The following is a 15,462-nucleotide window of genomic DNA, read 5'->3' on the forward strand; positions in this document are numbered from 1 at the left end:
TACTATTTTCAAATTTTCGCGAAAGCGAACTCATATAATTAATTCCCGAAATTATATCTCAATGTAAATCCAGACCTAATAGTCGTTTGTGGAAATGCTGTGGATATTGCAAATGTCGAAAAAGTATGGTCATAAAAGAAGAGCGCAGTAAGATTTTTACTCAACGCATAATCTGTTGTAAACCTAAGTCCATAAATATCTTGTCCAGCAGTGGTCTGGCTATTGTCTATATCAAGATATCTGATGATAGTTTCGTTTTGTCTAAGAGAGAAATCTGCCTTAAAGTTGAGATCACTCTTAAGAACCCTACGAGATCCACCAAAGTTTGTAACAAACCTAAGGTCCTTAATACGATATCCTAATCCTAATATATACTCATTACCCTTAATCTCGGTTAAGAGGTTGTTATCAAAGCTTAACCCTAATGCTCTATCTCTTTTAATTTCGGCAAGAATCTTTACAGAGTTTTTCATTTCAAAATCAAGACGAACTAGCGGCGTGAACTGCTCTGTAAGTGTCACATTACTTAATAGCGTTTGATTTAAAAAGTTACCTGCTTGATCTCGCTGTGCGGTCGCAGGGTCTCTATCTGTATTTCTATTATAAGCAAGGTTAGTCAAGTAATTGTTTACAGAATATCCAGCTGTATAACCGTGCTGAACTGAGAATCTCTTGAACTTATCCTTAAACCACTTCATGTTCATTAAACCGGTATACTTTATATTCCAGTTAGGTAATGGGATACTTCTAAGAAAACCAGTATCTGTTTTATTTACATCCTTACCGCTGTATGCAGCTAAGAAAGCAGGTAACAACACTTTTTGATTAGTACGCCCGAAACCTTCTGGATACCCATCTGCATCTACCTCAAAGGTGGTTGTACCGTAAAACTCTCTTGCCAGTCTATTTGCTACAGCCAGTCTGTTTTCTCTAAACGTATTAAATGTACTACTAGACTCAGATGTACTCTGTGCAAAGGCAGTACCTATTAATACCGTAGATATATTAAAGCGACCAAAACTATTTCCAGTAAGGGATTGATATGCTAAACTCTGCTCGTTAACTCGGTAATTTTCTTGATAGTTTTCTTGAAAAACACGATTTAAGTTAAGATCTATATCAAGATCTTTAAGGAGCCCTATTCTCGCTTGAATAGCAAGATCTCTACTTTCTATCTCGCGATACTGCTGGTTAAAATCTTGAAACAATGTTAACCATCCATTACTCGCTGCAAGCTCTCTTACCTCTGCCTGACTTCCAAAAATAAATCCTGGCGTAGGTCTCAAACTACCTGCAAACCCAACTGATGGCAAATACCCTGGTAAATAGATACCATTACTCTCTTCATAAGTGAGCTGCACTCGCTTAACCGCGGTAATTAATCCTACCCCTGTATTGAGCGCCTTATCTGATGTACTTAAACCACTCGTGGTTCCATCACTTGAAGCATCTTCTTTTAACTTTTCAATCTTGCTATTACGATCATCTTCTGGTGATGGTAATCCTCTAGGTCTAGTGCTAGTAGCACGCTGTTTTTTCTTCTTTGTTAAGCCTACATATTTATAGAGCTTCTCCATATCAAAGGTTCCATTAACAGCATGGGTATTTGTATTCTCCACACTATTTCCTATCTCTGGAATATTGTCTAATACTTGAAATTGTTGCGAACCTCTCTGCCATCTGTAGTTTGCAGTGTAAGCGTAAGTAGCAGTAATCCACTCTGTGAACGGAATCTTATCGAACGGTAAGTCATAGTTAAGTTGTAATACTCCAAAATGCGTATCTGGCGTACCTACATCAAAAAATCCCCTATAAATACCATAACCATCTACTTCTTGACCTGCATCATCTAAGAAAGCTGGTGTCCCATCATTATCAAGATAGTTTCTTACAATACGGTTGTGGTTTACATTATAATTAAGTCGCAGACTTTTAGTAATAGGAAAGTCGACAGCATACCCCCAATCAAATAAGTAGTTACGCTGAAATAAACGTGGCACCGCAATATCACCTTCGTTTGCAAATACATCTCTAAACTTCTGCTGATTATACTGGCGCACAACATTAGACTGTACAGCAATATTAGACGGCAAGTAATTAAAGTTTAAATCTTTTAAGAACTTATAGTACTTCCCAGTGAATAGAGAGTCATTTTTTGCAAATGGTTCTACAGGTTTAGAGTTAAAACTATAGTTATAAGTACCTCCTAATCTCACATTCTGATCGCGAGATTCTTCTATCTCAAAATCCTTATGATCTGTCTGGTTGTAAGAATATGAAAAAGTAAGATTTTCAATATCATACGGCATAGGCTTACGCTCTGTATCCGTGCGCTCTTTTCTCACTCCTATAGCATTAAAGCTTTGACGCTTTGTGTAATCTACAGAGTAATCTTCTATGTTATCTCTCTCCTCTTGACTAGCTGCATTATCTAGTGATGTATCTAACTCAACATCCTCATAAAGCGGATTAAACTTAGGTGTAATACTCTGCTCGCCTATTGCATAATTAAGAGGTAACTGTAATCCCCATTTCTTTGGCAGTAATTGACCCGCGTTAAGATTTGTCACAATATCATATTGAGTCACATCTTCTAAGCTACGCTCACCTGCGTTTTGCTCTATACTCCCAAAACCTACAGTACTTAAACGTCCCGTTGCAGATACATTTGCAAAGTCTGCAATATTTCCATCTACACTCAATACTCCAGCATATCCACCATCATTAGTAAGATCTGATAAGCGTAGCTCATTAAACCAAACTTCTCCACCTATTTCTCCTGGAGAACAACCCATAGCTTGGTTGCTCGTTGGGTTTCCATTTTTTACACCAAGCATTAATGTCCTTACATCACCAAAACTAGGAAGACCTTGAATACCTATACGCAATTGACCTTCTTCATAACACATAGACTCTGGATTGAGAATACGATCACCGTTTTGATCAAAATACGTGATATCATCTGGATCTGATTCTACATCTCCCGCAATAACTTTTGACTTAATAATCTGTAATAATTCTAATGGAAGATCGAGCTCATTTGCTGCTGGCCAGATAGCATCTCTATCTTGGTTAGACACATTAAATGCAGTAGGCTGTAGTGGTAATTCTATCTGATAAAAATTTGAATTAAGGTCGGTTCCCATTCTTATGAAACCTACTAGATTCTGATTATCAAGACCATTCTCAACAATAGGCTCTGCGTGCATAAACATCTTAAGATTTTTATACTGTCGCATGTCGAGATTATAATATTTATAAACTCCTCTTGCGTCTTGCTCTTCAAGATTTTGAACTCTCAAAGAAAGAGACTGCTCGTTTTGCCTGATATTGTTATTGTTATTATTGAGCCTCTCACGCTCTACCCCTGGAGGTAATGCATAAGGAACTGGCTGTCTTGTTTCATTTGCCTCAATATTTACGGCAGCTACCTCAAACTGCGTGTTATCCGCATCATTGATTTGCGTGTTCTCATTAGGATCTAACGTTAGTAGGTATCTTCTAAAATCTCCACGTACTAAATCTAATGTTCCAAAACGAAGTACAACATCTTCTTGCCAACCACTCATGTACATACGCATAAAACGTATAGACCTAAAGTCATTAATTCCTCCAACTACATTTGTCGCTTGGTTGATTGGCACTCTAAACTGCACCCATCTTGTAGGTAGTTGATTTCCATTTTGAGTAGTGACAGTAAGTTCTCTTACATCAGTTACAAATGGATTATTTTCTATACTTAAAGATGCTGGATTAATAGGTAATTCATATTCAAAATATGCATCTACCGTATTCATTGTATTATCACGGTTTACATCTTCCACATCTGGAAAAGTAGTTGAACCACGATTAGTTTGTGTCACCTCTACCGGAGAGTTACCCTGATTGTTATTATAATCTCTATATCGTTCTATAACGCCACCTTCTGTATTTAAGAAGTAATTGTAGTTGTCACCTGCAGGATCTGGGAGTCCTGCAAAGTTCGGAAACTCCATTGCCTCCTCTACATCGCTTAGTCCATCATAACCTACATCTTGATTAGTACGCTGCTGGCCTTCTGTGTCAAAAGCATAGACTAAAGATTGATTAGTAGGTACTTTACCCCATACAGTTTCTGAGGTTGACTCGTCTCCTCCTTCATTAGGAAGTCCGTTTTCATATTGTTTTCTTCCATCCTTAAGAATATCTTCAGAGATACTACCTAAGTTAAGTGTAAGATTTCCTCCAGCATTTGTTGTGTCACCATCTCCAAAAAATGGATCTAGTAACCAGAATTCAACAAACTCTACATTTGCTTGCTCAAAGTCTGTAGAAGTTAACTGCCTTGTAATTCCTCCAAAATTTTGCTGAGGATTAGAAAGCATGCCGTCTTGCGCATCAGGACTAAAGTTATAAGGCCCTCTCTCTTGCGGGAAATAAGCTAAATCAAGTGTAAAAAGTGCCTGTGTTTGACCTGCAATAATATCTTGTTGAGGAAATATCTCATCTCTAAAAACACGTCTTGTTTCTGCTAGGGACAAATCGTCGTCTGAGATACCACCAGGACGCTGATTGTTATAAAAAATAGGATCTATAGAATACCAAGCAAATTTCGCTCTTCTATATCCCGTAGCGAGATCGCCGTTTGCTAGCTCACCACCAAAACCTACCGGTGCAGATGATAAACTCCATTGTAAAGCTCCTCCAATATCTATTGAAGTTTGTGATCCCTCAAAATCATCTACATAAGAGGTTGCCTCGCCATTAAAATCTGTTCCTTTAGGTTGTCCAGGAATTAGATATGCTACCTCACCTCTAACTGATAGATTGGAAGGAACATCAGTATCTATATTAGGAAGCTTATTAACCCATCTTGTTAAGAAAGGAAGTTCTGTAGAGTAGCTTGCATTTAACCCTACAATCGTATTGTTTATTGGCTCAAAGCTATATGTCGCTTTTTGAGTAAGTGGTCGCTCATTAAGATTTAAGAAAGTACCTCCTACTATAAAATTCTCATTAAACTGGTGTTCTACATTGATCCCTGTAAAACGTTTATTCTGCTGTCCAAAAATAGCATTATTCTCTACAGATGCAGAGATAGGAATACCGGACGCCTCTAAAGATTTATCTAAAATAATAACACGACCTAATTGGTAATTAACCGTATAGTCAAGTCCTTCTACTAGTCTTCTTCCTCCTGCAGTTACTGTAACAGAACCTTGTGGCACATTAAAAGCTCCTAATGGAATACCCTGCTCTTGAGCAGATTTATAACGTCCTTTTAATAAGAATTTGTTCTTCTCTGCATTATCTCTAGCTATCGTTTTTGTAGACTGATATAAAGAAGAATAAACATACTTGTCTTGATGCGGATTATAAGTCTCTGTATTCTCATAAGTTTCTGCACCATCATTTACGCTCAGTAAATCAAATAATGTCTCTCCAAATGGTTCTACAGTTGTAAATACGATACTTCCATTTTGCACATGCACTGTTGTACCTGGCACAAAATCAAAGAAACCATCTCCTCCTACTTGCGGATCTCCAAAGGTGGTTAGTCTATCAAGATTAAATAATCGTAACAACGTATTACTCTCAAGATCTCCACGATCTTGACCTTCATCCATGGTGTTATCGTTATTAGTCCCATCAAACAGTGTAGGTAAAGGGGCTCCACCTACAGGAGTTATGAAATTAATAGGAGAAGGATCTGAGTATACAATGTTCAATCTAAATCCTTCCTGCTCTAATTGAAAAGCACCTAGCGGATAGATGTTTTTCATCATTAAGTCCCATATAGGCTCTTGTACATTTGTGAGGTTACTTTTTAGCATTTTAACCACAAGATTAACGGGGCTTCCAGCTTGTCCAGCAGGAATTACGGTATCTAAAATACCATCTCCATTTACATCTTGACCGTTTAAAATACCATCACCATTCACATCTGCATCTGCACTATCTGCAATGTTATCGCCATCTTGATCTGGACGACCTTGTCCAAAATCTGCATCAATAATATCTGGTCTTCCATCTCCATCTGCATCTGGACGGCTACCCTCGGTAGCATTAATACCGTCATTTGCAAATTCTCCTACTTGATACACTTGACCTCCTACTGTATATTGAAAGGCTACCCCAAGTACTTCATCATTATTTAATCGCTGGCTAAGAGATATGTAACCTAGTGCTGGGTATAATGTAAACTGAGAGCTTTGTAATTGTCTAGCGTTTTCAAGTAATACGTAGTCAGTTCCATCCTGCACTGTAACGTTACCAAAACCTTGACTAGCCGTCGCTACGTCTCTTATGGCAGGTGTAAGAACAGACTGCACAGACTGATCATTTATACCACGTGGGTTAAAATCATTATTACGGTTATCTGGAAATGCATTTGCAGAGTTATTGATAAAACCAGGGTTTGCTCCTGCATCAATCCCTAAGTTTGCTGGGTCAGATTCACCTATATCTTGTAATGCAATTATATTTCGTGCGTTTGTAGTTTGGTTTTGTCTATTTGTAATCCAAACTTCTACCCTAGTTATTTGAACTCCTCTGTTATCAATAAATGGATAGTTCTTAAGAGCATCATTATACGTATCTCTAAAGTAATGCGCTAAGAAGAAGTGACGATTTTCATCATAATCTAATGCAGGCACTTCAAAGTCTTGCACAGTTGCACCACCTTCTGCAGTTACAGTTCTAGGTTGTGATTGGTTCTCAGAAAACACAGCCGTTACTCGCGTCTTTCCAAACTGTAACTCAGTTTTTACACCAAACAAACTCTGCGAACCTTGAATAAGTGCGCTATTAAGTGGCATCGAGATATTACCTACTTCAATTTTCTGTATAATATCATCCTCAGTAGGAGTGTATTCTAGCTTAATTTGATTTTGGAAATTAAAGGTAGACTCCGTATCGTAATTTGCTGTAATCTGTAAGCGCTCACCCACTTGACCTAGTAAACTCAAGCTTATTCGTTGATCAAAATCGAAGGTAAAATTGCTACGGTTACGTGGTGAAAATGCTGGGTTATCTTGTTTTGTAAATAACAGCCCAAGATCCATCTCTACAGATCCCTGAGGTGTAAACTCTATCTTATCTCCACCAAAAATGCTTTTAAATAAATCATTCTCAACATATAGTGATTTTACTAAACTATTGCGGGTATCATCCTCTTCAGACCTACCATCTACAACATTTACTTTCTCTCTAAAATACTGACGCATCTGCTCGTCACGTACTCTTTTTTGATATTCGGCTGGGGTTAAAATTAAAGGATATGTAATATTAAAACTCCCTAATTCCTCCGTGAAAATATACCTATCGAGCACAGCATCATAAGTATATTTTGACACAATACTGTTAGGGTTAGGCAACACCAGGCTACCTAACGAGAAGGTTGTGGCTGTAGAGTCTTGAGCTGCTGCATCCTCCTCTTCTTCCTGCGCCATTGCTACGGAATTTCCTAGAAAGAAAAATCCAACTACAAACAATATCGCTATACGTACATTTAAATAATAGTGTTGCTTCAAAATATGCCTACAGTTTTTTTAATGCTTCTTTGATAATCGTTTCTACGCTTGCGTCTGGCTTTTCTTTTACGATAGCCGTACAGACTTTTTCTGCTTGCTTACGCGCAAAACCTAATGTCTCTAAAGCAGATAACGCCTCTTCTTTGCTAGTATTGCTTTGCACAGCACTTTCACTACTCATATCGTACACCTTCAGGATCTTATCCTTGAGGTCGAGTATTACTCGCTGGGCTGTTTTTGCTCCTATTCCCTTAATACTTTGTATGGTTGCTACATCATTTGATGCAATAGCTTGTTTTATCTGGTTAGGATCTAGAGAGGACAACATTGTCCTTGCCGTACTTGCTCCTATACCAGAAACAGACAGTAATAATCTAAAAATCTCACGCTCCATCACCTCCATAAACCCAAAAAGTGTATGGCTATCTTCTTTAACTTGTAGATGGGTGTGTAACTTTAAAGCCTCGCTATCTCCTAGCTGCCCAAAAGTGTGCAATGAGATATTAATAAAATATCCTACTCCGTTGCAGTCTAGCACTACGTGAGTTGGATTTTTTTCTATAAGTCTTCCGCTTAAGTGAGTGATCATTTAACAAATAATTAAGGAGCGTAAATGTAAGAAAATTATGTCTAGGAGATTGCCAATTTTAATGGTTACGCTTTCGCGAAAATGAAACCACTCAAAACCACGCTTCTTCAAGAAAAACTAACGATTACTCTTCCTCATTACGTCAACAAAACAACTCACAAAAAAAGAGGTGTAAACATTACATTTTACACCTCTTTGTATCAAATTTTCGCGAAAGCGAAATCTATATATTACTTCTGTTCTTGCGCACGGCGCACTTCTTGTTTTTGCTTTTTCTGAGCGTCAATAACCGTAATTGCAGCCATACTTACCATTTCGTCTACACTTGCTCCTAGTTGAAGTACATGTACAGGCTTGCGCATACCTAATAAAATAGGCCCAATGTTATCTGCCTTTTCAAGCTCCTTAATCACTTTATAGGTAATGTTTGCACTATCTATATTTGAAAATACAAGTGTATTTACTTTTCTTCCTGCTAGTTTTGAGAAAGGAAATTTTGCTTGTAACATTTCCTTGTTAAGAGCAAAATCTGCTTGTACTTCACCATCTACCACAAGATCTGGATAATAGCGGTGCAAGTAAGATACCGCCTTACTCACCTCTGTAGCTTTCTCATGTCCAGAAGATCCAAAGTTTGAATAACTCACCATCGCAACAACAGGCTCAAGACCAAACATTTTTACGGTAGTGGAAGTCATTTGAGCAATTTTAGCAAGCTCCTTTGCTGTTGGATTGATATTTATTGAAGTATCTGCAAGAAACAAAGGCCCTCTTGATGTCACCATCAAGTTACAAGCTGCTACTTTTTGCACTCCAGGTGCAGTACCTATAACTTCAAGCACAGGCTTTATCACAGTAGGGTAACTACGACTATAACCAGATAACATACCATCTGCATCTCCTTCATTTACCATCATAGAGGCAAAATAATCGCGACGCTTTACTTGACGCCTTGCATCAAGATACGTGATACCTTTACGCTTACGTGTGTTCCAGTAAATGTTTGCATAGCGATCTACTTGATCTTTTTCCTCATTAGATAAAGGATCTATAATCTCTACATCTGCCTCAAAACCTATTTCTTCCTTGAGCTCAAGTATCACCTCTCTATTACCAAGTAACACGGGAATTGCAATTCCTTCTTCATGCACAATCTGAGCAGCTTTTAATACATCCAGCTGGTCTGACTCTGCAAAAATGATACGCTTAGGATCTAGCCTAGCTCTATCAAGCAGTAATCTTACTATCTTATTATCTTCTCCTAGGCGTTCTAATAACTCATCGTTATATGAATCCCAGTCTGTTATAGGCTCAAGTGCAACTCCGCTATCCATAGCAGCTTTTGCAACTGCTGGAGGAATCGTTGTTATCAATCTCGGGTCAAAAGGCTTTGGAATGATATAATCTCGTCCAAAGGTAAATCGTGTTGCTCCGTATGCAATGTTCACCTGCTCCGGAACTGGCTCTTTTGCTAGTTGAGCAAGTGCTTTTACAGCAGCCATTTTCATTTCTTCATTTATTGCCGTTGCTCTTACATCAAGCGCTCCACGGAAAATAAAAGGAAAACCAAGCACATTATTAACCTGATTAGGATGGTCAGAACGTCCCGTCGCCATAATAAGATCTGGTCGAGAAGTAATTGCTACGTTATAGTCGATCTCTGGCGTTGGGTTTGCCATTGCAAAAACAATAGGATCATTTGCCATAGATCTAATCATATCTGGTGATACAATATTACCTACAGAAAGTCCCAAGAACACATCTGCATCTACCATGGCATCTGCAAGATTCTTGTAATCCTTGTTACTTTTAAATTTCACCTGCTCTGGAGAAAGGTCTGTACGATCTGCTCTTAGCAAACCGTTTATATCAAACATTGATATATTTTCTAGCTTAGCACCTAGTAAGTGATATAAGTTCATGCAAGAGATAGCAGCGCTTCCCGCACCACTCACCACAATCTTTACATCCTCAATACGTTTACCTGCAATTTCTAATGCATTAAGCATTGCCGCAGCCGAAATAATTGCTGTACCATGCTGATCATCATGCATCACTGGGATATCCAACTCTGCCTTAAGTCTGCGTTCTATTTCAAAAGCTTCTGGAGCTTTAATATCTTCTAAGTTAATACCTCCAAAAGTGGGAGCAATATTTTTTACAGTTTCTACAAAAGCGTCTACATCCTTAGTATCCACTTCTATGTCAAACACATCAATACCAGCAAATATTTTAAACAAAAGTCCTTTACCTTCCATTACAGGCTTAGAGGCTTCTGGCCCTATATCTCCCAGTCCTAAAACTGCGGTACCATTTGTGATTACGGCAACTAGGTTACCCTTTGCCGTATATTTATAAACGTTATTTACGTCTTTTGCAATCTCTAGACAAGGCTCTGCTACACCAGGAGAATATGCTAACGCTAGATCGCGCTGGCTAGAATACTTCTTCGTAGGAACTACGGCAATTTTACCTGGTTTAGGCTTTGCGTGATACACGAGAGCTTCTCTACGCTTGTTGCTGTTTTGACTCATAAAGTTGATTTGTATTTGACTTACAAAAATACAGATTTCCTAATACGCCACATAAGCTATAACACATTATAGTTATGAGGTAAGGTTCTATTTAAAATCTAATAATTGCGTTAAGATATCTACATTTTGAGGAAGTCTCCCTACGTGCTGTAGTTTGATTGCAGCTAGTGATAGTGCGATTTTGAGACATCGCTCGACTTCATACTCCTTGATGTATGCAAATAAAAAGCCACTCCAAAAGGCATCTCCTGCACCTGTAGCGTCAAGAATATTTTCTACTCTTGCTGCCGGTAGTTCAATTATTTCTTGAGATTCTTTTTTACGCTTTCGCGAAAGCTTAACCCCATCAGAACCAAGCGTGAGACAAACAAGCTCAACACTAAAATCGTTATGAAAGAAATCAAATATCTCATCATGAGACTTACGTTCTCCAAACAAGCGCTCCATATCATCCTCGCTTATCTTCACTAGCGGATTATATGAACAGTATTTTCTAAAGGTTTCTAATGCTTTTTCTCGCTTTGGAAAAATGCGTGGAGAGTAATTGAGGTCAATACTCAGCGTGCAACCAGCCTCAAAGGCTTTCTTTGCTTTGGCTAAAATAGTAGTCCGCGCAGGATTTTTACTTAATGCAAAAGCTGTGGTGTGAAAAATGGAGGTCTTTTCAATAAGCTCATCTGGAATTTGATCTTCGGTAATTTTTGTATCTGCATAGCGATAGGGAATAAAATCTGGCGTCCCCGTAGTTTTCGATACAAAAATTACACTAGTAGGATTTACAGCATCTGTTCTCACAAGATCTGTTTGCACTCCATTCTCGGCAAGTTTCTCTTCTATATAAAGACCTAGACCATCATCACCTCTAGTTGCAGCAAGCTTCACATTCATCCCTAGACGTGCTAAGTTCATTGCCACATTTGTAGGGCTGCCACCTAGATACCTGTGATAATCTCTAGTTTGATCAATTCTCACTTCCTTTTGGTGACCTATGAAGTCTATCAGAACTTCGCCTACACATATGATGTCGATATCTCTACTCACGTCTTTTTAGAATTTTGATTCTTATAAATGATGTAAACTACTAATTACTCTGGTTGATTATATACTTCTTGCGCTTGCTTAGGTGTCAACCTAAGTGCTAGAATAGCCGATATCAAGAAAAATACACCAGCAAATAATATGGCGTTTATAGCACTACCACCTAATAAATATTTATAAATAGGACCAAAAGTAACGGTCTCAATAGCCATAGGTATTACAATCATCATATTTAAAATACCCATATAAATACCACGTTTAGTTTGCGGCACAATCTTAGAAACCATTGTGTATGGAATTCCCATCATTGCGGCCCAACCTATCCCAAAAAGAATCATAGGTAACACCACTAAATTTGCATCGTTTATATATGGGATCAAAAACATAGCAAGTGCTGTACCTAGTAAACTTGCTGCATAAATTTTCTTACCTCCAAACTTTAACGTGAGCGGTACGAGCACGAGCGCAACGACCATAGTCACAGAGTTGTATGTTAAACTCATTTTTGCAGATTGCGATGCAGCTTCCCCGATAGTAAAATTTAGTGTGTCCCTAAACATAGGTACATTAAACTGCCAGTATACAAACAATGCGTACCACTGAAAAAGATACACACCAGCTACCTTCCACATAAATGCAGGCATAGTCTTTACAGTTTGAGCAATCTCGACAAAAGGATGTTTAAATTTTTGTAAAAATGTTAATCCTCTAAATGCTTCTATTTCCGCCATCTCACCTTCAGAAGGTGGTATTTCTTTGGTTTTACTCACAGACCATAAAATGGTAGTGATAGATAATATCGCACCTATAAAAAATGAATAATACAACCACTGAGGTATACTTCCTACAATCTCCTCTGCTACCCCTAGAATTTCTTGAAAATATATAATTGATAGCATCGCAATCACCGTTCCTGCACCTACAAATAGACTTTGCATTTGATAACCAAGGCTTAATTGCTTTTGAGGTAACTTATCTCCTACTAGCGCTCTATATGGCTCCATAGCCATGTTATTCCCTATATCAAGTATCCAAAGTAATGCAACCGCTACCCATAACACAGGACTAAAAGGAAATGCAAACAAACAGATACTACCTATGAGAGCACCTATAAGAAAAAATGGCTTTCTTCTTCCAAATTTTGGCGACCATGTTTTGTCACTTATCGCACCTATAATAGGCTGTACAATCAATCCTGTAATAGGACCTGCAATATTGAGAATAGGCAGCAAATCTTCGGCTGCTCCTAGATATAAGAATATAGGGTTTATAGCTGTTTGTTGAAGTCCGAAAGAGAACTGAATCCCTAAGAAACCAACGTTCATATTAAAAATTTGCCAGAATGAGAGGTTAGGCTTTTTAATGGAGCTTAGTATTTTATTCATAAGATAGCGCGTAGTTATTGCAGTGTAGCGACAGTAATATCCGTAATAATTATTAAAATTCGGTTTACCAGGTTTAAAAATTATTACAATCACGCTTTCGCGAAAGCGTAACATATAAACTCTACTGCTTTTTAAGTGCATTTATATTGCGCTGTAAACCTAAAAACTTTGTCCGTTTTACTGCAGATTTTCTAAAGATTTCAGAAAATACTTCTTGGGTGATTTCTTCCCAGTCCTTTTTTGAATTAGAGAGCAATTCTGGATGAGGGTCAAAAAGCGGCTCACTATGCGCTTTTGAAAAACGATTCCAAGGACACACGTCTTGACACACGTCACAACCAAACATCCAGTCATCTAGATGTGGCTTTGCATAGTCAGGAATTTGATTTTTTAACTCTATCGTAAAGTAACTTATGCACTTACTACCATCTACTTTATAAGGCTCAACAATAGCATCTGTGGGACATGCGTCTATACAAGCAGTACAACTCCCACAATGATCTGTTACAGGTGTGTCGTATTCCAGATCCAGATCAATCACTAGCTCTGCAATAAAGTAAAAAGAGCCTGTCTTTTTTGAGAGTAAATTGCTGTGCTTTCCTATCCAGCCCAATCCGCTTTTTTTTGCCCATGCCTTATCAAGCACTGGAGCGCTGTCTACAAAAGCACGGCCATGCACATCCCCTATTTCCTCTTGAATGTTATGTAAAAATTCTTTGAGCTTATCCTTTATCACAAAGTGATAATCGCGGCCATAAGCATACTTAGATATCTTGTACGAATCTTCATTTTGAATTTCGTGAGGAAAATAATTAAGCAGTAGAGAAATAACACTTTTTGAGCCCTCCACAAGTTTCGTAGGGTCAAGACGCATATCGAAGTAGTTCTCCATATACTGCATCTCACCATTCATATTTTGCTTGAGCCATGATTCAAGTCGAGGTGCTTCTTCCTCTAGAAAACCGGCTTTACTTATACCACAAGACATAAAACCTAGGCGAGTAGCTTCGGCTTTAATGAATGCTGTATGTTTTGCTCGATTTTCAATCATTACTATCTTGGTATAAACTCCAGCATTGCATTTTTAGGCTTTAATGTAATAAGCGGCAATATCTCAATGGGCGTACTTTTTGGAGTAATCTTAAACATAGCTACCAGCTCAGTAACGGCTAGTATCATCTCATACATAGCAAAATTATTACCGATACACATTCTAGGTCCTGCGCCAAAAGGGAAATATGCCGGATGTTTCATTCCTGCATTATCATCAAATCTAGTAGGATCAAATTGATCTGCTCGATCCCAAAAGTCTTTATGTTTATGTATTTCTATCACAGAAAATAGCAAATTAGAACCCGCAGGAATCTCCATACCGTTATGCTCATCATCTTCAATATTCACACGATCTATAAAATATGCCGGTGGATACATACGCATGGTTTCCTCCAGCACTTGCTTAGTAACCGTACATTTTCTTAAAAACTCATTGAGAGTGGTGGAGTTCGCTTTCGCGAAAGCGTATTCTTCATAAATCTTATCTTGCCAGATAGGATTTATAGCAAGTAGCTCGGCTGTAAATGTAAGTGCGTTTGAAGTAGTCTCATGACCCGCCGAAAACAAAATGAGAATTTCATCTATAAGCTGTTCTTCCTCCATAAATCCGCCATCCTCATATTGAGAATCTAGCAGCATATCAAGTAAATCACCAGGCTTGTCACCGCTATCCTTGCGCTCTTGTACAAGTTCCTTTAAAATCACCCTCGCCTCTTTAGTAAGAGCGAGATGCTTATCTATAGGTCCACCATATTTAAAATACCATGCCTTAAATGGCTGGCGAAGTTCTTTTACAAGCATCTTTTGTGCTTGCTCTGTGATGTATTGTAATCTATTTATTTTGTCTCGATCAACATCAGTTTTAAATAACGCCTTAACGACAGTCATAAATGCAAGGTCATTAAAAACCTCAAACACATCAAAAGGCTTATGCGTTTCAACACGCAATAGTTCTTCTTTAATTACCTCATGCATTGCATCAAGTAATTGTGCTAGCTGCTTCTTATGAAAAGCTGGCTGTATAAGTTTGCGTTGTTTTTTCCAGTGGTCGCCCTCTGCGGTGAGCAGACCTTCCCCAACATATTTTGCTAAGTCCTTAGTTTGGATAGGTGATTTACTATAATTGCGCTGATTTTTTTGAAGTGAATATTTGGCAAATTCCGGATCTCTTGAAAAGACTACATCATTACCAAAACCAAGCTTTAGTTTGAAAGTATCACCTTTTAACTCAAAGTTTTCTTTATGAAAAGGCAGAGGGTTTTTAAGGATACTTCCCGCATTGGCAAGAAATTTAAACACGGATACTGCTGGAATTTTATCTGGCATATAATGTTTTATAGGATCAATTATAA

Annotated in this window: 7 protein-coding genes; all 7 read right to left on the reverse strand. The window is 38.1% G+C overall.

The annotated features are described in order from the left end of the window. Positions 1 to 38: 38 nt before the first annotated feature. Positions 39 to 7,511 carry a cell surface protein SprA gene (gene sprA / locus ACJJVW_RS05050; RefSeq protein WP_405250953.1) on the reverse strand — a complete coding sequence of 2,491 codons (7,473 nt, stop codon included), beginning with the start codon at positions 7,509 to 7,511 and terminating at the stop codon, positions 39 to 41. A gap of 7 nt (positions 7,512 to 7,518) precedes the next feature. Further along, on the reverse strand, positions 7,519 to 8,100 hold the full coding sequence (gene ruvA / locus ACJJVW_RS05055) for a Holliday junction branch migration protein RuvA (protein ID WP_405222437.1): 582 nt from the start codon (positions 8,098 to 8,100) through the stop codon (positions 7,519 to 7,521). A gap of 230 nt (positions 8,101 to 8,330) precedes the next feature. Then, positions 8,331 to 10,634, reverse strand: coding sequence for an NADP-dependent malic enzyme (locus tag ACJJVW_RS05060; protein ID WP_298329350.1), 2,304 nt, complete (start codon positions 10,632 to 10,634; stop codon positions 8,331 to 8,333). Between the two features lie 87 nt (positions 10,635 to 10,721). After that, complete coding sequence (locus ACJJVW_RS05065) at positions 10,722 to 11,675, reverse strand: carbohydrate kinase family protein (RefSeq protein ID WP_405250954.1); 954 nt, start codon at positions 11,673 to 11,675, stop codon at positions 10,722 to 10,724. Positions 11,676 to 11,719: 44 nt separating this feature from the next. Continuing rightward, positions 11,720 to 13,057, reverse strand: a complete 1,338-nt coding sequence (locus tag ACJJVW_RS05070; protein WP_405250955.1) for an MFS transporter — start codon at positions 13,055 to 13,057, stop codon at positions 11,720 to 11,722. 121 nt (positions 13,058 to 13,178) lie between these two features. Continuing rightward, the gene (gene queG / locus ACJJVW_RS05075; protein ID WP_405250956.1) at positions 13,179 to 14,108 is read right to left on the reverse strand and encodes a tRNA epoxyqueuosine(34) reductase QueG; all 930 of its coding nucleotides are present in this window, start codon (positions 14,106 to 14,108) and stop codon (positions 13,179 to 13,181) included. A 2-nt stretch (positions 14,109 to 14,110) separates the two neighbouring features. Continuing rightward, on the reverse strand, positions 14,111 to 15,436 hold the full coding sequence (locus ACJJVW_RS05080) for a cytochrome P450 (RefSeq protein WP_405250957.1): 1,326 nt from the start codon (positions 15,434 to 15,436) through the stop codon (positions 14,111 to 14,113). Positions 15,437 to 15,462 lie beyond the last annotated feature (26 nt).

The sequence above is a fragment of the Dokdonia sp. Asnod3-C12 genome (genome assembly GCF_045063975.1).
In the GTDB taxonomy this organism is placed as follows: Bacteria; Bacteroidota; Bacteroidia; order Flavobacteriales; family Flavobacteriaceae; genus Dokdonia.

Excerpts from the sequence above, each read along its gene's own strand:
- ACJJVW_RS05070 (WP_405250955.1), bottom strand. The coding sequence starts at position 13,057 with ATGAATAAAATACTAAGCTCCATTAAAAAGCCTAACCTCTCATTCTGG.
- ruvA (WP_405222437.1), bottom strand. The coding sequence starts at position 8,100 with ATGATCACTCACTTAAGCGGAAGACTTATAGAAAAAAATCCAACTCAC.
- queG (WP_405250956.1), bottom strand. The coding sequence starts at position 14,108 with ATGATTGAAAATCGAGCAAAACATACAGCATTCATTAAAGCCGAAGCT.
- ACJJVW_RS05080 (WP_405250957.1), bottom strand. The coding sequence starts at position 15,436 with ATGCCAGATAAAATTCCAGCAGTATCCGTGTTTAAATTTCTTGCCAAT.
- ACJJVW_RS05060 (WP_298329350.1), bottom strand. The coding sequence starts at position 10,634 with ATGAGTCAAAACAGCAACAAGCGTAGAGAAGCTCTCGTGTATCACGCA.